The following is a 20,434-nucleotide window of genomic DNA, read 5'->3' as shown; positions in this document are numbered from 1 at the left end:
GGTTCAAACCCGACAATCATCACAGACCCGTAAGTCTTTCAATGATCACTTGAAACCGGAATGATCTTTTTCGATTCGTATATACAGAATTTTGGTCTAGCGGCCTTGTGTGAACAGCCGGTTAAGGGCTTTCTTGCAGCCAAATCAGTTGTCGAGGGCAAACATGATGCGCTACAGCCGCGATATGCGAGGGTATGGCGAAAACACCCCGGACCCGCAATGGCCCGGCGGGGCAAAAATCGCCGTCCAGATCGTCATGAATTACGAAGAGGGCGGCGAAAACAGCATCGAACATGGCGACAATGCGTCCGAAGCCTTTCTGTCCGAGATTATCGGCGCACAGCCATGGCCGGGCCAGCGGCATTGGAACATGGAATCCATTTACGATTACGGCGCACGCGCAGGCTTCTGGCGTCTGCACCGGATGCTGAAGGATCTGCCGATCACCGTTTACGGTGTGGCAACGGCTTTGGAACGTGCCCCCGAACAGGTCGCCGCCATGCAGGGTGCCGGTTGGGAAATCGCCACGCATGGTCTGAAATGGATCGACTACCGCGATGTCCCGCCCGAGGTTGAGGCCGAACATATCGCCAAGGCCGTTCGCCTGCATACCGCCGTCACGGGCGAACGCCCCCTTGGCTTTTATCAGGGCCGCACGTCGATGAACACGGTGGCGCTTGGCTGTGAAGAAGGCGGTTTTGTCTATCTGGCCGATACGATTGCCGACGACCTGCCCTATTGGCACGTCCATGACGGCAAACCGCAACTGATGGTGCCCTATACGATGGACGCCAATGACATGCGCTTTTCCAGCGGTCAGGGTTTTGGCACCGGGGTCGAATTCTTTGACTATCTGCGCGACAGCTTTGACGTGCTTTACGCCGAAGGTCAGGCAGGTGCGCCAAAGATGATGTCGATTGGCCTGCACTGCCGTCTGGCCGGTCGTCCGGGTCGTGCCATGGCGATTCAGCGGTTTCTTGACCATGCCCGCGCACATGAAGGCGTCTGGTTCGCCAGCCGTCTGGATATCGCGCGTCATTGGGCAGAAACGCATCCCTATCAACCGCGCCAACGACCATCGGAAATGACGCGCGATGATTTCGTGGCAAAATTCGGCAGCATTTATGAACATTCCCCTTGGATCGCCGAGCGTGTCTGGGACGGCGAAATGGGTGCCATCCATGACAGCGCCGAAGGTCTGGCCGCGCGAATGGCTCAGGTCTTTCGAACGTCGTCGGATGCTGAACGTCTGGCTGTGCTGATTGCCCACCCCGATCTGGCGGGCAAACTGGCGCTGGCGAAACGCCTGACCGCCGACAGCACCGCCGAACAGGCCAGCGCCGGTCTGGACAGCCTGACCGATGAAGAACGCGCAGATTTCACCCGGCTGAATGATGAATACACCGCCAAGCACGGCTTTCCCTTCATCATCGCCGTCCGCGATCACGACAAGGCTGGCATCCACAACGCGATGCGCCGCCGCGTGGGGAACGATACCCAAACCGAACGCGCCGAGGCCGAACGACAGGTTATGCGCATCGGAGAGCTTCGCCTGAAGGAGGCTTTGAAATGAACGACCAACCACCCAAGGGCGCGCCCACCGGCGATATCGCGATCATCCCGGAAGAACAGAATCGGCGCATTCCCTATGCTGGCCCGGTTGCCGGTCTGCCGCCGCAAACTGGCCTGACGACCGACACTGCGGTATTCACCGAAGCTTATGCCGTCATTCCACGCACGGTCATGCGTGATATCGTGACCTCTTACCTCCCCGGCTGGGAAGGGATGCGGATGTGGATGCTGGCACGCCCGCTTAGCGGATTCGCGGAAACGTTCAGCCAATACATTGTCGAGCTGGCACCCGGTGGCGGCAGCGATCAGCCTGATGACGACCCCGAGGTTCAACACGCCATTTTCGTAACGGGTGGCGATCTGACGGTTACCATTGACGGAGAACAGCACAAGCTGACGCCGGGCGGCTTTGCCTACGTTCCACCGGGCACAAAATGGAGCGTGCGCAATTCCTGCGACGGGTCTGTGGGTTTTCATTGGTGGCGCAAACGCTGGCAGCCCTGCAACGGCGTGGATAAACCTACGCCTATCGTAGCGCAAGAACAGGACATTCCCCCCTCGCCCATGCCGGACACTGATGGGGCCTGGGCGACCACCCGCTTCATGGACCCCTCCGATCTGCGTCACGACATGCACATTACCGTGGTCACGTTCAAACCCGGCGGCTCGATCCCCTTTGCCGAAACCCATGTGATGGAACACGGCCTGTTCGTTCTGGAAGGCAAGGCCGTCTATCGCCTGAACCGTGACTGGGTCGAAGTCGGTCCCGGCGACTACATGTGGCTGCGCGCGTTTTGCCCGCAGGCATGTTATGCAGGTGGCCCCGGCCCGTTCCGCTATCTGCTTTACAAGGACGTCAACCGTCACGCGCCGTTGTGGCCAAACCGCTGAATTGAAACGGGGGCAGCCTGCCCCCTTTTCATTCCTTGGTGGCAGAGACCGGCGGCGTTTTCAGTCGCGTCCGCATCCGCGCCTCGCGCCATGTGATATAGCTGATGGCACCGATCATGATCCCGCCGCCAAGGATGACCCAACCATCCAACGGTTCGTGAAACAGGGTAACGCCGATCAGACTGGCCCAGATCAATTGCAGGAATGTCACAGGCTGGGTGACCGTCAGGGGCGCGGCGGCGAATGCACGGGTCATGGTGTAATGTCCAAGTGTGGCAAATACCGCGACCAACCCAAGCCACGCCAGCTGTTCCAGCGTTGGCGGCACCCAGACGGCCCAGGCGATTGGCGCCAGCCCGATCGTCACGGTCAGCGACATCATTGCGACGACCACTGCGGCAGGAACCTCGGCCGAGATGCGTTTGGCAATCAGATAGGAACAACCGAAACAGATCGAGGCCAGAACCTGGGACAAGTGCCCTGGATCCAGCGGCCGAAGCCCTGGCCGCAGCACGATCAACGCGCCCAGAACCGCAACGCAGACAGCAACGACCCGCCGCGCAGCCAGTCGTTCGCCCATGAAAATCGCGGCGCCAATGGTCACGACTATGGGATTAAGAAACCCGATTGCCGTCACCTCGGCCACGGTGATGCGCGACATGGCATAAAACCATGCGATCACCGCCACGACATGCAGCGCACCGCGCCCGGTGAACATCCGCCAGATGCGCGGCGCGAAGCCCTGACGCAATGCGGGCAACAACACCGGGCCAAGGAAAACGATTCCGTAGCAGAACCGGATAAAGGCGGATTGTGGCGCGGGCAGTGCACCATCCAGCCCGCGCACGATGGCATTGACCGCCACGAAACAGAACCCGGTGGCCAGCATCCATCCAATGCCAATCAGATCCTGTCGCGTATCGCGGTCGATATTCAAGGAAATTGCCTGTCCGGAGTTGCCTGCCCCATGGACTAGCCAAGGATCAGCTTCAGCGCAATCGACCACATGACAATACCGACACAGATTTCCAGTATCTGCCATGCCCTTGGACGCGCGAAAACAGGGGCCATTAACCGTGCGCCATAACCAAGCGCAAAGAAAAACAGAAACGATCCGCTCATCGCGCCCAGAGCAAAATCCAACTTGCTGGGCCACTGGGCCGAAATCGCCCCCAGCAGAACGACCGTATCCAGCCAGACATGCGGGTTCAGCCATGTCAGCGCAGCGACCGTCAGCAGGGTCGCAGCCAGCCCGGCCTTCAGACCCTCGGGGCGCAGCGCCTCTCCTCCGGCCATGGCCGCCCGGAAAGATCTGGTCCCATACCAGATCAGAAAAGCTACCCCACCCCATTTCATCGCCTCGGCCAGCCAAGGTATTTTTGTCGCGATCGTGGACATGCCCGCCACGCCAAGGGTCACAAGGATCGCATCGGACAATGCGCAAAACAGGCACACCCAGAACACATGCTGCCGCATGATCCCTTGTTTCAGCACAAAAGCATTCTGCGCCCCGATGGCGACGATCAGCGAAAGCCCGGTGCCAAGACCGGCAAAGAAAGACATCATGACTACACCTCTTGCTGGCTTGCTGATGCCACAGGCTTTGCCTTAAATAAAATGAACTGATCTTAATCAGATGTAGTTTTGCTAATGATGGACTATCCCGCCCTTGCTGCTTTGGCCGAGGTGATCCGCCGCGGCTCCTTCGATGCGGCGGCGGCTGCGCTGCACGTCACCCCTTCCGCGATTTCACAACGCATCCGCGCATTAGAGGACCGCATGGGCGCCGTTCTGGTGGATCGTGGCCCACCCGTCACAGGCACGGAAACAGGCAACAGGCTGGCCGCCCATCTGGATCAGGTGCGCCTGCTGGAGGCTTCGCTGGCAAGCTCGGATGCAACGCCACCGATTCTTCGCATCGCGGTCAATGCCGATAGCCTGGCCAGCTGGGTCATGCCAGCTTTCTCATCAGCCCCCGGCTTGATCGACCTCATGATCGACGATCAGGATCACGCACTGGATTTGCTGCGAAGCGGGCAGGTTGTTGGTGCAATCACCAGTGACAGCCGCGCAGTAACCGGCTGCGACAGCATCCCCTTGGGCACAATGCGATACCGCGCCACGGCCAGCACCGGTTTCGCCAAACGCCATTTCGCGGACGGCCTTACCCTCGAAGCCTTGCAAAATGCGCCGATGCTCAGCTTCAACACAAAAGACAGCCTGCAAAACCGCTGGGCCGAGGGCATCTGCGGGCAACGTATCACCGCCCCGCTGCACCGCATCCCCTCATCCCAGGCGTTTGCACAGGCAACCCGGCTTGGCCTTGGCTGGGGTATGAACCCCGAATGCCTGATCCGCAGCGATCTTGACCAAGGCCACCTGATCGACCTCGCCCCCGATCACCCACTGGACATCCCGCTTTACTGGCAATGCAGCAGGATATTGCGTCCCACCCTGCTGCCCCTGACCGATGCCATAAGAAAAACCGCCAGATCAGCCCTGCTGCCCTGACGGTGTCTGCATTGGTCCTGAAATATCCCGGGGGTCCGGGGGCAGCGCCCCCGGGCTTTTCCCCTTGGCCCTACAGCTGCGCTGCAACCTCATCGGACAGATCAAAATTGCCGGTGACGTTCTGCACGTCATCATCATCTTCCAGCGTGTCGATCAGCTTCATCAGCTTTTGCGCGGTTTCCAGATCGGTCACTTCGGTCGGCGCCTGAGGTTTCCAGATCAGTTTGGCCGTCTCGGATTCGCCAAGTGTCGCCTCCAACGCGGTGGAAACTTCGTTCAGCGCGGTGTCGGCACAATAGATCCAATGACCTTCTTCATCGCTTTCGACGTCGTCGGCACCAGCCTCGATCGCAGCCAGCATGACGGTATCTGCATCACCGGCATCGGGGCCGTATTTGATCTCACCCACGCGGTCGAACATGAAACTGACAGATCCGGTCTGACCCAGATCACCGCCCGATTTGGTGAAATAGCTGCGGACATTTGACGCCGTGCGATTGCGGTTATCCGTCATCGCCTCGACCACGAGCGCGATCCCGTTCGGGCCATAACCCTCATAGCGGATCTCGTCATAGTTTTCCGCGTCGCCCCCCATCGACTTCTTGATGGCGCGATCAATGACGTCTTTCGGGACCGAGTTTGACTTGGCCTCTTTCACGGCCAAACGCAGACGCGGGTTCTTTTCCGGGTCCGGGTCGCCCATTTTGGCGGCCACGGTGATTTCCTTGGCGAGTTTCGAAAACAGCTTCGAGCGGATCGCGTCCTGACGACCCTTGCGATGCTGAATGTTGGCCCATTTTGAATGGCCTGCCATGCTCGTTCCTTCGCATACAGTAATTCTGGATTCGGCTGCTTTTAGTCCAGCCACCCCCATCGTCGCAAGACAGGGTGACAGGATAAATGGCGCATTGCGCCAACTCTGACCGGTATCGGCGGCTGAAAAACAAAGCGCCCGACCGATTGGCCAGGCGCTGTTCCTTGGAATCAGACCGTCCAGACGTCACATGGACGAGATGGGGCCGACAATCCGGCGAATCTCGGCAACACGGTTGGTGCCGCGCGCCGCCAGTTCTTCGTCGCTGGTCAGATTCAGGTCGTTCAGCTTTCTGGCATAGGGCGAAGTTTCCGCCGTATGGATCATGAATCGGCCAAAAGCGCGAAACGGAGCTGAGATCAATTGCAGAAAGCTGGCATTGTTCTTGGCTGTAAGGGTTGCAGTGGTCATTGTCATATTCCTTGCGTCACGGTCGTCTTGGCTCCCCTTCAGATGAATATCGGATGGGGAGCCGCTGGCCGCAACCGACAATGCTGCATAGCAGCATTGCAATGAAAATAAGACGTTACGTCAACGTATCAGGGATGCAGTGGCCAGAAGACAGGAATGACCAGCGCCGCGACAATCGCCATCAGCAGGTTCAGCGGCAGACCGACCCAGATAAAATCCGAGAAACGATACCCCCCCGGACCATAGACCAGCGTATTGGTCTGATAGCCGATCGGTGTTGCAAAACTGGCCGATGCCCCCATCATCACCGCAATCACCAGCGGACGCGGATCGACCCCCAGTTGCGTGCCGATGGAAATGGCCACGGGCGTCACGATGACCGCGACCGCATTATTCGTCACTGTTTCTGTCAGCGTGGTTGCCAGCAGATAGACAGCCAGGACCAGCCCCCATGATGGCACGTTTATCAGATAGGGCGCGATTTTCGCCACGATCAGCTCGACGGCGCCCGAGTTTTCCAACCCTGCCCCGACCGCCAGCATTGCAAAGATCAGCGCCATCAACTGCCCGTCGACAAAGCCAAGCGCCTCATCCGCGTCGATGCAGCGGGTGCCCAAAACGACCGCGACGCCAATGAAGGCCAGCAGCAGGATGGGGGCCACATTGAACGCCGACAGGATCACCACGGCGGCCAGGGTCGCCACCACAATCGGCGCATGGCTGCGGCGATAGGCACGGTCTGACGGGGCACTGACCTCGACCATCTGCATGTCGGTGGCCAGACGCTGAATATCTTCGGTCGTGCCTTCCAGCAGCAGCGTATCACCGACCCGCACCACCAGATCATCCAGTTGACGCCCGATATTCTGGTTTTTTCGATGCGCGGCCAGCACGTAAACGCCATAGCGGCGGCGCAGACGCATCGAGCCAAGACGGCGGCCGATCATGTGACAGCCGGGCGTAATCAAAACCTCGACCGTCGATGTCTGGACCGAGCTTAGCTTGTCAACCAGACGCACCGCCTTGTTGCTTTGCAGGCCCAGGACTTCGGACATGGCGGTGCGCATGACGACGCGGTCACCAGCCTCCAGCCGGACGGCGGCCATGTCGCGGCGCAGTGACGCATCGCCGCGCAGAACGTCAATGACCCGCGATCCGTCGCGCGAAAAGATATCAACCTGATCCAGCGCCTTGCCGATCAGTTCCGATCCTTCGGGAACCGCGACCTCGGTAAAGAATTTCATGTTGCTGCGCTGCGATACCAACTGGGATACGGACTCGCGGTCTGGCAACAGACGTGGCGCTGCAATCAGCAGGTAAATCACGCCCACGATCGCCATGGGCAAACCTACCGGCGTGATCTCGAAGATCGAAAACGGCTCCATCCCCGAACGCCGCGCCACACCATCGACCAGCAGGTTGGTCGAGGTGCCGATCATCGTCATCGTGCCGCCCAGAATAGACAGGTAAGACAACGGGATCAGGAGCTTGGAGGGGGACTTTCCCAGTTCCTTTGCCAATTGCATGAAGATCGGCATCATCACGACGACCAACGGAGTGTTGTTCACAAAACCCGACAGACCGCAGACCAGCATCGCCATAGAGGCCAGCGTCAGGTTTGGATGTTCATTTGCGTGCCTCGCCGCCTTCTGACCAATCCAGTCCAATGCGCCGGTCCTGACCAACCCGCCGACGATGATGAACATGAATGCAATCGTCCAGGGGGCCGGGTTGGCCAAAACCTCGGCGATGTGGCTGGTGTCCAGAATCCCAAGGATCAGCAGGACGCAAGCGCCAAGAATTGCCGTCACCTCGGGCGGATAGGTTTCGCGGACAAACAGCGTTAACATGCCCGCGATGATAAAAATCGTCACAATCGCGGACGTCGTTCCAGTCAGTTCAAATCCGAGCATTCAGAACCCATAAATATCGCTACACGCAGCCGGTAAACCGATACGCGTGATTCTTATTATCGTTTGTAACAGGTGAACAACAACTGGCCGCATCAAGTTTGGCCGGCAGGTGTGGCGGTCAAACGCCCCCCTTGCCGCACGGGAATCGCTGATTTTGCAAGCCCGGTCCTATCGTCGGTTTCAACGAAAATCCCAGACAATGTCGCTTCTCCCTCGGCCGGGGTAAAGCGGTCGCGGGTCATGCCAGTGATGAATCGACGCAACGGTTCGGTTTTTTCCATGCCGATTACGCTGTCATAATCGCCACACATGCCCGCGTCAGACTGATACGCTGTGCCCCGTGACAAAATCTGAACATCGGCAGTAGGCACATGAGTGTGGGTGCCCACGACAACACTTGCGCGGCCATCGCAGAAATGTCCGGCTGCCATCTTTTCGCTTGTCGCTTCGGCATGGAAATCAACCAGTGTCGCCTGAACCATGCCCCCCGGCGGGTGCGCACGCAAAACGCCATCCAGCGCCGAAAACGGATCGTCATAGGGGCGCGACATGAATACCTGCCCAAGCGCCTGCGTCACAAGCAGTTTCCGCCCGCGAGCATCGCTGATGATCGTGTGACCACGGCCCGGCGCATCCTTGGCAAAGTTCAGCGGACGCACGATCCGCGGCTCTTTGTCGATAAAGGCCAGCATGTCCTTCTGATCGAAGGCATGATCACCAAGGGTCAGGCAATCCGCGCCCGATTCCAGTAAAAGCTGGGCGTGCCCAGCGGTGCAGCCACGCCCGCCGCTGGTGTTTTCCGCGTTTACCACGACCAGATCGGCCCTCAGGCTGTCCCGCAGTGGCTTTAACCGCTCGACTATCGCCCGACGGCCCGCCCGCCCCATCACATCGCCAAGAAACAAAATCTTCATGAGTGCTGGTTATTCCAAAGACGCTGCCTGCTCAAGCCGCAAGCATCGCTGGACAGCATCGCAGCAGTTGGACATGTTGCGGGCAGATCAGGAACGGGGCCGTGGCAATGTCAGTCGAAACCAAAACCGAATGGGCGGGCGCTGAATTTGACGGCGTCAGATTGCGCGTCTGGATCGATGGGCAGATGTCAGTGCGCACCGTCTCGGGCAAGGCAGAGCTGGTTTTGCAGTCGATACTGGCGGACAGGCAAGCGGAGGCCCGTGCAGTTCTGCGCAGTGGATGGCCTGACGCCCCGCTGAACAGCGTGCCATCTGCGGTCGCATCGACTCCTTTCGACGGCTTGCTTCCCGGCCTGTCGCAAAACTCACCCGCCGATCTGATGCGCTATCAAACGGGCAGGATCCGTGGTTTTCTGGCGGGGTTTCCCGAATTTGACGGCGTTCTGTGTCTGGTCGGTCAAAGCACCGTCTGGGCGCATATCAGCGCGGGCGAGGTTGTCAGCTTTCGCAGCTTTCTGACGGCAGAGCTGTTCAGCATCATCCAGTCTTTCGACGCCTTGCCCGTCACGGACACACTAAATTCGGACGCTTTTACAGCGGCGCTGAACCACGCCATATCGCGGCCCGGCGCGATTGCAGCCGATCTGGCTGGCATCCGCGCGCAACTGGCATTGGGTCAGGCTGACCGAGACGCAGTCGCATCCCGATTGGCCGGATTGCTGATCGGCATCGAGCTGGCCGCTGCCAAGCCTTACTGGCTGGGACAAGACATTGTGGTTGTGGGCAATGGTCCCTGGGCCGGGCATTACCTTGCTGCGCTGACTGCACAGGGTTTGACCGCAAAACAGGCGGATGGTGAGGCAATGGCCCATGCAGGCTTGATCGCGGCATGGCAGGCCATGCAAGGCAAGACCGGCTGATCGTGTCAGAACCGGATCAGCTGCCGAATTGCCGACCCATCTGCCAGACGCTCAAACCCCTCGTTGATCTCATCCAAAGTCAGTTCGTGCGTGACCAGCTTTTCAATGGGCAGTTTGCCCGACATCATCATGTCGGCAAAGCGTGGGATATCGCGCATCGGAACGCATGATCCCATATAACTGCCCTTCAGGGTTTTTTCCCCCGCCGTCAGGGTCACCGGCGCAAAGGCCATCTTGGCATTCGGATGGGGCAAACCCGCGGTGACAATCGTGCCGCCGCGCCGTGCGGCCTCATATGCAAATTCCAACGCCGGCACCACACCGGCAAGTTCGACAGCCAGATCCACGCCGCCGCCCGAGATTTCGCGCAAGTGCGCAAGCGCATCCGGGTCTTTCGAATTGACTGTATGAGTCGCACCCAAATCTTTGGCCGCACGCAGTTTTTCGTCGGATATATCGACGGCAATGACCTGTCGCGCACCCGCGGCCACAGCCCCCAGCAATGCGGCAAGCCCGACCCCGCCCAAGCCTATGATCGCGCAGCTTTGACCCGCTTTCAGTGCCCCCGTGTTGATGACCGCGCCCACGCCGGTCAACACCGCACAGCCCAACAATGCGGCGCGGTCCAACGGGATCGACTTGTCGATTTTTACGCAAGACGCCTCGGACACGACGGCATGTTCCGCAAAGCCTGACACACCGATATGATGATCAATGACCCTGTCACCTTCGTGGATACGCTTTGCCCCGCTGATCAGCGTGCCCTTGCCCCCAGCAATTGCTGCGGGTTCGCACAGTGCTGGACGCCCTTCGGCGCAGGGCATGCAATGGCCGCATGAGGGCGCAAAGATCAACACGACATGATCGCCCGGCGTGAAGCGCGTCACATAAGGGCCCACCGCCTCGACCACGCCGGATGCTTCATGCCCCAGCAAAACCGGCATATCGCGTGGTCTGTCGCCATTGATGGTGGACAGATCGGAATGGCAAAGACCGGCCGCCGTCATTTTGATCCGCAATTCGCCGGGACCGGGTGCATCCAGCTGGACCTCGGCGATACGCAGGGGTTTGCTTTTCCCATAAGGTCTTGGCAATCCCATCTGTTCCAGCACCGCGCCGCGTGTCCGCATGATCCATCCTCCACTTTTCGGCATCACAGTTTCGCCCGACCTTTCAACTGTCAAGCCTTCGCCCTAGGCTGTCCGGGATCAGCGGAAGGACACAGTTTGGACCACAGGGAACCACCACGAGACCGCCGTGCCTATGCCGAATTCCAGCACCTTCAGACGCGCTGGAACGACAATGACCAATTCGGCCATATCTATAACGCGACCTATTATGAGCTTTTCGATGAAGCCATGAATATGTCATTGATCAAACGCGGATTTCTGGACGGATCTTCGGGCGGTCCGATCCAGGTTGTCGTTGAAAACGGCTGCACCTATTTCACTGAACTTTCCTATCCCGACAGGTTGGAGATCGGGGTCAGGATCGACCGGATAGGAAAAAGCTCATTCAGGCTGTCGATGGGCATGTTTCGCGCCGGTCAGGATATCGAATCCGCCCGCAGCCATTTTACCATGGTGACTGTGGACAGCGCGACACGCCGGCCAATGGAAACACCCAAGGCACAAAGAGATGCGCTGGCGACATTGATCGTGCCGCCAGCCCAGAGGCCTATCCTGCCAGATCAGGCAGGACATAATCCTTGAATTGCTGACGAAGCGTCAGTTTGCTGATCTTTCCGGTCGCGGTCAGAGGCAGTTCTTCGACCAAAATCAGATCATCGGGTAGCTGCCAGCGTGCCAGATTCTGCGACAGCATCTGGTTCACATCTTCCAATGTTGGCGGGTCCAACGGATCAACCGGTTTGGCGATCAGCACCGGACGTTCATCCCATTTGGGATGTGGCATCGCGATAACCGCACATTGCGCGATCTTTGGATGCGCCAATGCCAGATTTTCCAGATCAATCGAGCTGATCCACTCACCACCCGATTTGATCAGATCCTTGGCCCGGTCACGTATCGTCAACCGACCACTGGCCGAAATCGAGGCGACATCGCCCGTTCCGAACCAGCCCTCTGCATCCATCGCCTGGTTCGTCGCTGTGTCATTCTTGAAATAGCTTCCCATGACGGTGTTGCCGCGAACGTAAAGCTCGCCAATCGCCTCACCATCCTGCGGCATTGGCTGACCGTCTTCGTCAACGATCTTCATATCCACGCCGAAAACGCGTTTCCCCTGACTGGCCTTCAACGCCATGCGTTCCGTGAAGGGCGCATCGAATTTGTTGACCGGCAGCGCCCCCTGCGTCCCAAGCGGTGAGGTTTCTGTCATCCCCCATGCGTGGTTCACATCAACGCCAACCTGTTCATAGCTTTCGATCAGGCTGCGGGGCATTGCGCTGCCGCCCACGACCATATGGCGCAAGGCATCAGGTTTGCGGCCCCGTTTCTGGATTTCGGTGAACAGCCCCTGCCAGATGGTCGGCACGCCCCAAGCGGTTTCGACGCGCTCACTCTGACATAGATCCCACAGGCTTGCGCCATCCAGAAACGGTCCGGGCATGATCAGACTGCCGCCCACCAGCGGCGCCGTGAAAGGCAGTCCCCAGGCATTGACGTGAAACAGCGGGACAACGGGCAGAATTCGCGGTTCATACCGCAGATCGGGGCCAAGAACCGTCGCAACCGACAATGCATGCAGCACGTTAGAGCGATGTGTATACAGCACCCCCTTGGGATCGCCGGTGGTGCCAGATGTATAGCACAGGCCGGATGCTGTCGTTTCAGGAAATTCGGGCCACAGGCGTTGCGTTGGCTGACCTTCCAACAATTCTTCATAACACAGCGCGTCAAGGGTGGTCTGGGGCATATGCGCACGGTCGGTCATGATGACATAACGCAGCGGCGGAAAATGGTCTTGCAACTTTTCCAGCAGTGGAACGAATGTCAGATCGGTGAACAGAACCTTATCTTCGGCATGGCGGATGATATAAATCATCTGCTCGGCCGAAAGGCGCGGATTAAGCGTGTGACAAACGGCACCGACGCCTGAAATGGCGTAATAAAGCTCAAAATGGCGATAGCCGTTCCATGCCAGCGTGGCGCGCGGTCCCCCATCTGAACCCCAAGGGCGTCCAGCGCGAAGGAAAGTTGCGTCACCCTCTCCCGCGCTTCGGCATAGGTTTCACGGTGCGTGTCCCCTTCCACCCGACGCGAGACGATCTCGGCATCGGGAAAGCTGTCGGCAGCAAAATCCAGAAGCCCGCCCTGCAACAGCGGGCGATGCATCATCAGACCTTCCATAGTCCCCTCCCATATTCCTCGCACATAAATTGTGGAAAGCCATCGTTGGGATCAAGTCTGACGTCGGGACGAGGGCGGAATGTTTGGGCTATCGGGCCGAAATATGTGTTGATGTCAGGTCCATCAACACTTTTCCGTCTGGACTACTGACCAATGTGCGCACTGTCGACACACGTCGCCCGCGCTTGACCCAGGTGGCACGCGCCGTCACCAGACCTTCCCGGCAATTCGCCAGAAGCTGGGCGTTCAGCGTGACTGCCACGGGAAAGCTGTCCATCCCTTCGGTGACTGGCTTTCCGCCCAACACCAGATTGGTTGCAATCACATCCGCGAACCAGACAAGCGCGCCAGCGTGGATCGTGCCGAACGGGTTCTGAATCCCTGCCTGAACCGGCATCTCGCCAAGGGCCTCATCCTCGGTCACCGTGCCGATGGTAAAATTGATCTTGCCGTCCAATTGCCTGCTGACTTCGGTCACAATCCGTCCTCCTGTATCCTCAAAACCGCGGCCTAGTTCGTCAGCCGGGCAATCAGTGACGATGTATCCCACCGACCGCCGCCCATGTTCTGCACGTCCTTGTAGAACTGATCGACCAGCGCCGTCACGGGCAATGAGGCCTTCAGATCATCCGCGGCCGACAAACAGATCCCAAGATCCTTGCGCATCCAATCCACCGCAAAACCATGATTGAATTCGCCCGCTGCCATGGTTTTGTGGCGGTTGACCATCTGCCAGCTCCCTGCTGCGCCCTGGCTGATGACTTCGACGACTTTTTCGACATCCAGACCGGCCTTTTGCGCGAAAGCCAGCGATTCGGACAAAGCCTGCACCAGCCCCGCAATCGCGATCTGGTTGCACATCTTGGTCATTTGTCCCGCCCCGACCGGGCCCATCAGACGGCAGATCTTGGCGTAGGCGTCGATCACGGGCGCAGCTTTGTCAAAATCGCCCTGCGCACCGCCGCACATGACGGAAAGCTGGCCATTTTCGGCCCCCGCCTGACCGCCAGAGATCGGCGCATCGACATAGCCAATCATCATCTCTTGCGCGATGTCGGCCAGTTCGCGGGTAACAGCGGCGGAAACCGTGGTGTGATCCACAAAAATTGCACCTTTGCGCATGCCTGCGAAAGCCCCGTGATCGCCGATGCAGACCTGCCGCAAATCATGGTCATTGCCCACGCAGGCCATTACAAAATCGGCATCCTTGGCCGCATCTTCAGGCGTCTTGGCCCATTTGCCGCCATGCTTCTCTGCCCAGTCCTGCGCCTTGAAGGCCGTGCGGTTATAGACCGTGACGGCGTGTCCTGCGGATTGCAAATGCCCTGCCATCGGGGCGCCCATCACGCCCAGTCCCAAAAACGCCACCTTCGCCATCGCCATCATCCCCTTGTGTTGTATCGCCTCAACATGTCGCGGGCGATTTAAGTTTGTGCTGCAGCCTCGTTGTAAAGCGACTGCGGCTGCCTTATGCAGCACCCGATCACCCCGACGCGCCGTGGTCAAGCGCCACAGGCATCCAGTAGAGAGCTGACCAGCTTATGGACCCCCTTGCGACATGCTGACACTCTTTCGCTGGTTACTCAGGGCAACCGTCGCGCTCATCGTCGTGCTGGTCCTGACCATGGTGCTGACGTGGTATTTTGCGACGCGATCGCTGCCCGACTATAACGCGACCTACCGCGTCCAGGGGATCTCTGCCCCGGTCGAGATTGTCCGTTCTACCGAAAACGTTCCGCATATCTTTGGCTCGAATGACGAGGATGTCTTTTTTGCCCTTGGGCTGGCCCATGCGCAGGATCGCCTTTTTCAGATGACCTTGCTGCGCCGCGCCGCGCAGGGCCGCCTGTCCGAGGTGTATGGCGCCAAGGCCTTTTCCGCCGACGATCTGGCGCGGCGGTTGGAATTGTATCGCAATGCATCGGAATCAGTCGATATGCAGGACGATGCAACCATGGCTGCGCTGACGGCCTATTCTGCCGGTGTGAACCAATGGATCGCCCAGGTGAACGAACAGGCGCTTGGCCGTGGCGCGCCGGAATTTTTCCTGCGCCCACAGAATATTTCCTACTGGCAACCGGCGGATTCACTGGCCATCCTGAAGCTGATTGCCGCTGCAAGCAGCAATTCCGCCGCCACCGAAATCCTGCGCGCACGGTTGTCCATGGCATGGCCGGATCGCGGAACCGATCTGCTGCGCGCCGAAGGTGGCCCTGCCGCGCTACCCGATTACACCTCGCTTTTTCCCGGTGCGCGGTTCGCAATTCCTGAACGCAGATCACGTGCAGATGGCGAACGTTCGGTCGAAAACTTTCTTCGTCCGGGCGATGGCCTGGGTGCGAACGGCTTTGCCGCCTTGCCAGCGCGAACCGCCGCCAACGGTGCTTTGCTGGCGAATGATCCACAAGCGCCGCTGATTTCGCCGTCGCTGTATTATCTGGCGCGATTGCAATTATCCTCGGGCGGGGTGATCGGCGCGACAATTCCGGGCATGCCGGTCATTCTGTCAGGCCGTAATCCACATCTTGCATGGGGTCTGACGCCCGCTCCCATAGATGACGCCGATATCGCGATGGAGGAAATTCAGCCGGGCAGTCCCGACCGCTATCGCGGCCCTACCGGCTGGGTGGATCTGGAATCGCGACGCGAAGTGATCCGCGTTCTGGATGAACCCGATCGCAACATCATGCTGCGTTTCAGCCGCAACGGCCCGCTGGTTCCGGGGTTTGATGCAGGTCTGTCCGATATTACCCCTGCTGGTTTCGTTCCATCTTTGCGCTGGACCGGGTCATCGAATTCGGACACGACCATGTCGGCTTTGATGGGGTTGATGTATGCCAGCAACACCGCCGGCGCAGCCAAAATCGCGGAAGGGGTCATCGCGCCCCCGATGAATGTCACTCTGGCCGACAATGAATCAATACGCCAGCTGACGGTCGGAGCTGCCCCGGAACGCGCGGCCAGTCATCCGACAGGCGGCGCGCTGCCCGTCCCTGGCTGGGAAACCAGCGCCGATTGGACAGGGATTGTCGCACTGAACGGCAGTTCGCAATCCACGGATAACGGCATCGTGCTGGCCACGGAAGAGGCTGGAACGCTGGCCCTGCGCCGTAGCAGGCTAAGCTGGCTGCTACAGGACCGAGAGATCCATTCCCGTGACAGTTTTATCGCCGCGCAACTGGATATGGTCAGCCCGGCCGCCCGCGCGCTGCTGCCGATTGTCGGGGCCGAACTTTGGTTCACCGGCGAACCGGCCGCAGCCGGGTCGCCTGAACGGCAGCGTCAGGATGCGCTGAACCTGCTTGCAGAATGGGACGGCGCAATGAACGAGCATCTGCCCGAGCCGTTGATCTATTCCGCATGGATGGCGGCACTGCAGAACAGGTTGATCCGTGATGAGCTTGGCCCGATGGCCGATGACATCCGCGTTCTGCACCCGGCCTTTATCGACGCAGTATTCCGCAACCGTGACGGAGCGGCGGCATGGTGCGATGTCGTGCAAAGCGCCCCGACCGAGGATTGTACGACCATCGCCCGTCAGTCTCTGGATCGCGCGATCCTTGATCTGTCAGAAAAATACGGCCCCGACGTCACCAGCTGGAGATGGGGCGACGCGCATCAGGCGCGGCATACGCATCCGGTTCTGGGACAGATCGCCGGGCTTCGTTGGGTCGTCAACCTGACGCAATCTCTGTCTGGCGGTCCGTTTACGGTCTCACGCATGCCGGGACTGGGTTACGGCACCGCCCCGTTCGAGACGGCAACCGGCCCCGGTTATCGCGGCGTTTATGATCTGGCCGACCCGGACAGTTCGGTGTTCATCATCTCGACCGGGCAATCGGGGCATCCGCTGTCGCGGCACTATGACGATCTGGCGGATTTGTGGCGACGAGGTGAATATATCGGCATGTCGCTGGACCCGGATCTGGCCCGCGCAGCGGCAACAGGGATCACCCGGCTGGAGCCTGAACAGAACTAAGCCGACCGCAATGACCACGCGAGTGTTATTTACGAGGGAACCATGACGTTAGAGGCAGTTCAGCATCTTTTTGATCCCGGCAAACCCTTGGGGGCCGCGATCCTTGCAGCGTTTTTGTTTCTCGCGGGCTTGATCCTGTCCTGGCTGGTGCGGCGACTGCTGAAAGAGGCGATCCTGCACGATCGTTCAGACCAGATCGACCAGATCGCCCTGTCTTTTGTCAGTCAGCTGTCCATCCTGCTGATCTGGCTGCTGCTGTTCACGCTTTACGCCCATATGGTGCCGGTCCTGCACCGTCTGGGAACCGCGCTTCTGGCCGGTGTCAGCCTCGTATCCGTGGTGATCGGCTTTGCCGCACAGACCACGCTGGGCAACCTTGTCGCCGGGATCAGTCTTGTCCTTTACCGCCCCTTCCGGCGCGGCGACAGGCTGCAGATATCGGCACCGACGCCGCAGGATTGCGAAGTGGGCGTGGTCGAGGACATGTCGCTTGGCTTCACCGTCCTGCGGACGGATGATGGGCGCAAGATCATTGTGGCAAACGGGACGATGGCGCAGAATACGATGATCAAGTTGCCGGAAAATCACGACATGACGCCGCAGAGCTGAACGCAACAGCTGCGCGCGTTGCGGACGATGTCGCGCGATATCCCGCAGCGTTTGGGGCAGCAAATGCTGGGTTTTTGCCTGCACCATCCGTACACAGAGGCGGCACGGGCTGTACACAGGCCGTACACTGGTTTTCTAGGGAATCGACGAGTTGAAGCGCACGCTGCGGGTGGAGCGTAGTTGTAGGGTGCGCTTTAGCGCACAGTCGGGTTTAGTGCGTGGGGATGTTGTAGTGGCAATCCGCCAACGGCTCCGGCTCAAGGGATATGTGGGAGGACACTCGTTGTGTAAGCACGCAAAACGACAGATGGAAGATCATGAAAGATAACCACACACCCCACAGAGAACCAAGGAAAAGATGCCTCGAACGACAGGATAAGCAGAACACCTTGACTGTCGGTGCTGTCGCGGGTGTTTTGGGCGGTTTCATTCTCTCAATGGCCGTAGGCGCATTTCAGATCGGCGAAATAAAGGAAGTGCCGGCGTGGCTGCAAGGTATATCAGGAATGGTAGCCACGCTGATTAGCGTTTATGCTGTGTATCTTGTCGCACAGACACTGAAAGCAACTCGCGAAACACTAGATGCTACTCGCAAGATGGCTGAAGATCAAAATATTATCGGCAATGCGCAAACGAGACCATGGGTAATCATCGATAGGTTCACTGAAGAAATAACCAGAGACGAATTTATAGCAGTTCACCTGAAATTTACATGTTACGGACCCACGCCGGCGAAGTATCTGGATATACAATCAGAACTGACGGGGCGGAGACCAAAAAGCTCTGACGATAGCGAAATAGTATATCAACATTCTTATGACAGTGCATTCAAAATTTATCTTGCTCCAAATGGATCAATTTCCGTTACCATTTCAATACCAATTAGTGACTTAGATGAAAATCTTAACAATACATTAGCGATTATGTGGGGCTACGGTCAGTATAATCAGGATTTATACGAATCTGATCTCGCGCTATTTTCGGTTAAAAAATCTGTATTTAAGTGGAATGTCACGGCAGATGGATAAATCAATCAATAAAAAACCTAGGTTACAACAAAAAACCGGCCCCTAAAGGCCGGTCTCTTCATTCTCAAGCACTTCCACCCCACTCAGAAGTGGATCGCCCGCCCATAAGCGTCCAGCACCGCCTCGTGCATCATCTCCGACAGCGTCGGGTGCGGGAACACCGTCTCCATCAGCTCCGCCTCGGTCGTTTCCAGCGTGCGGCCGACGATGTAGCCCTGGATCAGTTCGGTCACTTCCGCGCCGACCATGTGGGCGCCCAGAAGTTCGCCGGTTTTGGCGTCGAAGACCGTCTTGATCAGCCCCTCGGGTTCGCCAAGGGCGATGGCCTTGCCGTTGCCGATGAAGGGGAAGCGGCCGACCTTGACCTCGTAGCCTTCTTCTTTCGCCTTGGCCTCGGTCAGGCCGACGCTGGCGACTTGCGGGTTGCAATAGGTGCAGCCGGCGATGCTGTTCGGCTTGATCGGATGCGGGTGCTGGCCGGCGATCAGTTCGGCGACCATGACGCCTTCGTGGCTGGCCTTGTGCGCAAGCCAAGGTGCGCCCGCCACATCGCCGATGGCATAGATGCCGTCAACGCCGGTGCGGCAATATTCGTCGGTGACGATATGGGTGCGGTCCACCTTGATCGCGGGCAGGTTTTCAAGGCCGAAACCTTCGACATTGCCGACGATGCCGACAGCGGAAATGACGGTATCAAACTCCATCTGTTCCGATTTGCCGCCGGATTCGATGGTGGCGATGACCTTGTCGGCTTTGCGGTCCAGCGACTTGACCGTCGCCTTTTCCATGATCTTCATGCCCTGCTTGACGAATTGCTTTTTGGCAAAGGTGCTGATTTCAGCATCCTCGACCGGCAGCACGCGGTCCATCACCTCGACCACGGTCGTGTCGGCCCCAAGGGTGTTGTAGAAGCTGGCAAATTCGATGCCAATGGCGCCGGACCCGATGACCAGCAGCTTTTTCGGCATATGGGGCGGCACCAGCGCGTGACGATAGTTCCAGACGCGCTTGCCATCAGGCTCCAGCCCGGGCAATTCGCGGGCACGTGCGCCGGTGGCGATCACGATGCTTTTGGCGGTGACTTCCTCGGTCCCCTTGTCGGTCTTGACGCTGATCTTGCCGGGCGCGGTGATCGTCGCGGCGCCCATGATCGGCGTAACCTTGTTCTTCTTGAACAAATGGCCGATGCCGCCGGAAAGTTGTTTCGCAATGCCGCGCGAACGCTTGACCACGGCGTCGATGTCATAGCCGATCTTGTCGGCGGACAGGCCAAAATCCTTGGCACGTTCCATCAGGTGAAAGACTTCGGCGGAACGCAACAAAGCCTTGGTGGGGATACAGCCCCAGTTGAGGCAAATACCGCCCAGATCCGCGCGTTCGATACAAGCCACTTTCAGGCCAAGTTGCGCAGCTCGGATTGCGGCGACATAGCCGCCCGGACCTGCACCGATAACTACCAAATCGAAATTCTGGGCCATACTTTCCCCCGCTCACTGAAGATAGTTCAGCGTTAAACCATTCTGGACAGCACAGCAAGCAGGCACCCAAAGGTGAGCGGATG

The 20,434-nt window shown here is 58.7% G+C and carries 20 protein-coding genes; 8 read left to right on the top strand and 12 right to left on the bottom strand.

What is annotated here, in order from left to right; translation table 11 throughout:
* The first annotated feature begins 163 nt into the window (after positions 1 to 163).
* Both puuE and H4P12_RS03625 read left to right on the top strand, forming a co-directional pair.
* Complete coding sequence (gene puuE / locus H4P12_RS03630; protein ID WP_425498196.1) at positions 164 to 1,573, top strand: allantoinase PuuE; 1,410 nt, start codon at positions 164 to 166, stop codon at positions 1,571 to 1,573.
* Positions 1,570 to 2,463 carry a bifunctional allantoicase/(S)-ureidoglycine aminohydrolase gene (locus H4P12_RS03625; protein WP_187792211.1) on the top strand — a complete coding sequence of 298 codons (894 nt, stop codon included), beginning with the start codon at positions 1,570 to 1,572 and terminating at the stop codon, positions 2,461 to 2,463. The genes puuE and H4P12_RS03625 overlap by 4 nt, the downstream gene beginning before the upstream one ends.
* Positions 2,464 to 2,491: 28 nt before the next feature.
* Here H4P12_RS03625 and H4P12_RS03620 read toward each other — a convergent pair whose 3' ends face one another.
* The gene (locus H4P12_RS03620) at positions 2,492 to 3,400 is read right to left on the bottom strand and encodes a DMT family transporter (protein WP_281390367.1); all 909 of its coding nucleotides are present in this window, start codon (positions 3,398 to 3,400) and stop codon (positions 2,492 to 2,494) included.
* A 35-nt stretch (positions 3,401 to 3,435) separates the two neighbouring features.
* A complete protein-coding gene (locus H4P12_RS03615; protein ID WP_187792210.1) occupies positions 3,436 to 4,029 on the bottom strand; it encodes a LysE/ArgO family amino acid transporter in 594 nt (197 codons plus the stop codon).
* A gap of 87 nt (positions 4,030 to 4,116) precedes the next feature.
* On the opposite strand from H4P12_RS03615, the gene H4P12_RS03610 reads away from it, so the two are divergent.
* Positions 4,117 to 4,974 carry a LysR family transcriptional regulator ArgP gene (locus tag H4P12_RS03610; protein WP_343069754.1) on the top strand — a complete coding sequence of 286 codons (858 nt, stop codon included), beginning with the start codon at positions 4,117 to 4,119 and terminating at the stop codon, positions 4,972 to 4,974.
* Positions 4,975 to 5,044: 70 nt separating this feature from the next.
* Here the strand turns inward: H4P12_RS03610 and H4P12_RS03605 are convergent, their stop codons facing one another.
* The 4 genes from H4P12_RS03605 to H4P12_RS03590 all read right to left on the bottom strand — a co-directional run bounded on the left by H4P12_RS03605 (position 5,045) and on the right by H4P12_RS03590 (position 9,026).
* A complete protein-coding gene (locus H4P12_RS03605; RefSeq protein ID WP_187792208.1) occupies positions 5,045 to 5,788 on the bottom strand; it encodes a YebC/PmpR family DNA-binding transcriptional regulator in 744 nt (247 codons plus the stop codon).
* A 186-nt stretch (positions 5,789 to 5,974) separates the two neighbouring features.
* Complete coding sequence (locus H4P12_RS03600) at positions 5,975 to 6,199, bottom strand: hypothetical protein (protein ID WP_187792207.1); 225 nt, start codon at positions 6,197 to 6,199, stop codon at positions 5,975 to 5,977.
* Positions 6,200 to 6,327: 128 nt separating this feature from the next.
* Positions 6,328 to 8,112 (bottom strand): SLC13 family permease, encoded by a 1,785-nt coding sequence (locus H4P12_RS03595; RefSeq protein ID WP_187792206.1) that lies wholly within the window; start codon positions 8,110 to 8,112, stop codon positions 6,328 to 6,330.
* Between the two features lie 92 nt (positions 8,113 to 8,204).
* A complete protein-coding gene (locus H4P12_RS03590) occupies positions 8,205 to 9,026 on the bottom strand; it encodes a TIGR00282 family metallophosphoesterase (protein WP_187792205.1) in 822 nt (273 codons plus the stop codon).
* 107 nt (positions 9,027 to 9,133) lie between these two features.
* Between H4P12_RS03590 and H4P12_RS03585 the strand changes: the two genes are divergently transcribed.
* Positions 9,134 to 9,946: a 2-dehydro-3-deoxygalactonokinase gene (locus tag H4P12_RS03585; protein WP_187792204.1), complete on the top strand. Its 813-nt coding sequence runs from the start codon at positions 9,134 to 9,136 to the stop codon at positions 9,944 to 9,946.
* A 5-nt stretch (positions 9,947 to 9,951) separates the two neighbouring features.
* Here the strand turns inward: H4P12_RS03585 and H4P12_RS03580 are convergent, their stop codons facing one another.
* Complete coding sequence (locus H4P12_RS03580) at positions 9,952 to 11,076, bottom strand: zinc-dependent alcohol dehydrogenase family protein (protein ID WP_187792203.1); 1,125 nt, start codon at positions 11,074 to 11,076, stop codon at positions 9,952 to 9,954.
* A 96-nt stretch (positions 11,077 to 11,172) separates the two neighbouring features.
* On the opposite strand from H4P12_RS03580, the gene H4P12_RS03575 reads away from it, so the two are divergent.
* Positions 11,173 to 11,658, top strand: a complete 486-nt coding sequence (locus tag H4P12_RS03575; RefSeq protein WP_187792202.1) for an acyl-CoA thioesterase — start codon at positions 11,173 to 11,175, stop codon at positions 11,656 to 11,658.
* On the opposite strand, the gene H4P12_RS03570 is transcribed toward H4P12_RS03575, so the two are convergent.
* The 4 genes from H4P12_RS03570 to H4P12_RS03560 form a co-directional block, all read right to left on the bottom strand.
* Positions 11,624 to 13,009, bottom strand: coding sequence for an AMP-binding protein (locus H4P12_RS03570; protein ID WP_343069766.1), 1,386 nt, complete (start codon positions 13,007 to 13,009; stop codon positions 11,624 to 11,626). The genes H4P12_RS03575 and H4P12_RS03570 overlap by 35 nt on opposite strands.
* Complete coding sequence (locus tag H4P12_RS19130; protein ID WP_343069753.1) at positions 12,949 to 13,242, bottom strand: hypothetical protein; 294 nt, start codon at positions 13,240 to 13,242, stop codon at positions 12,949 to 12,951. Before H4P12_RS19130 ends, H4P12_RS03570 begins: the two co-directional genes overlap by 61 nt.
* Positions 13,243 to 13,345: 103 nt before the next feature.
* Positions 13,346 to 13,735 carry a PaaI family thioesterase gene (locus H4P12_RS03565; RefSeq protein WP_223115671.1) on the bottom strand — a complete coding sequence of 130 codons (390 nt, stop codon included), beginning with the start codon at positions 13,733 to 13,735 and terminating at the stop codon, positions 13,346 to 13,348.
* A gap of 32 nt (positions 13,736 to 13,767) precedes the next feature.
* The gene (locus H4P12_RS03560) at positions 13,768 to 14,640 is read right to left on the bottom strand and encodes an NAD(P)-dependent oxidoreductase (protein ID WP_281390365.1); all 873 of its coding nucleotides are present in this window, start codon (positions 14,638 to 14,640) and stop codon (positions 13,768 to 13,770) included.
* A 175-nt stretch (positions 14,641 to 14,815) separates the two neighbouring features.
* Here H4P12_RS03560 and H4P12_RS03555 point away from each other — a divergent pair, with 175 nt between their 5' ends.
* The 3 genes from H4P12_RS03555 to H4P12_RS03545 all read left to right on the top strand — a co-directional run bounded on the left by H4P12_RS03555 (position 14,816) and on the right by H4P12_RS03545 (position 18,873).
* Positions 14,816 to 17,236, top strand: a complete 2,421-nt coding sequence (locus H4P12_RS03555; RefSeq protein WP_187792201.1) for a penicillin acylase family protein — start codon at positions 14,816 to 14,818, stop codon at positions 17,234 to 17,236.
* 42 nt (positions 17,237 to 17,278) lie between these two features.
* Entirely contained in the window at positions 17,279 to 17,845 is a 567-nt protein-coding gene (locus tag H4P12_RS03550; RefSeq protein ID WP_187792200.1) for a mechanosensitive ion channel family protein, read from the top strand.
* Positions 17,846 to 18,162: 317 nt separating this feature from the next.
* Positions 18,163 to 18,873 (top strand): hypothetical protein, encoded by a 711-nt coding sequence (locus tag H4P12_RS03545; protein WP_187792199.1) that lies wholly within the window; start codon positions 18,163 to 18,165, stop codon positions 18,871 to 18,873.
* An 83-nt stretch (positions 18,874 to 18,956) separates the two neighbouring features.
* On the opposite strand, the gene lpdA is transcribed toward H4P12_RS03545, so the two are convergent.
* Positions 18,957 to 20,351, bottom strand: coding sequence for a dihydrolipoyl dehydrogenase (lpdA, locus tag H4P12_RS03540; protein ID WP_187792198.1), 1,395 nt, complete (start codon positions 20,349 to 20,351; stop codon positions 18,957 to 18,959).
* Positions 20,352 to 20,434: the final 83 nt, after the last annotated feature.

The sequence above is a fragment of the Paracoccus amoyensis genome (assembly GCF_014490725.1).
In the GTDB taxonomy this organism is placed as follows: domain Bacteria; phylum Pseudomonadota; class Alphaproteobacteria; order Rhodobacterales; family Rhodobacteraceae; genus Paracoccus; species Paracoccus amoyensis.
This window is presented reverse-complemented; position numbering and strand designations above follow the sequence as displayed.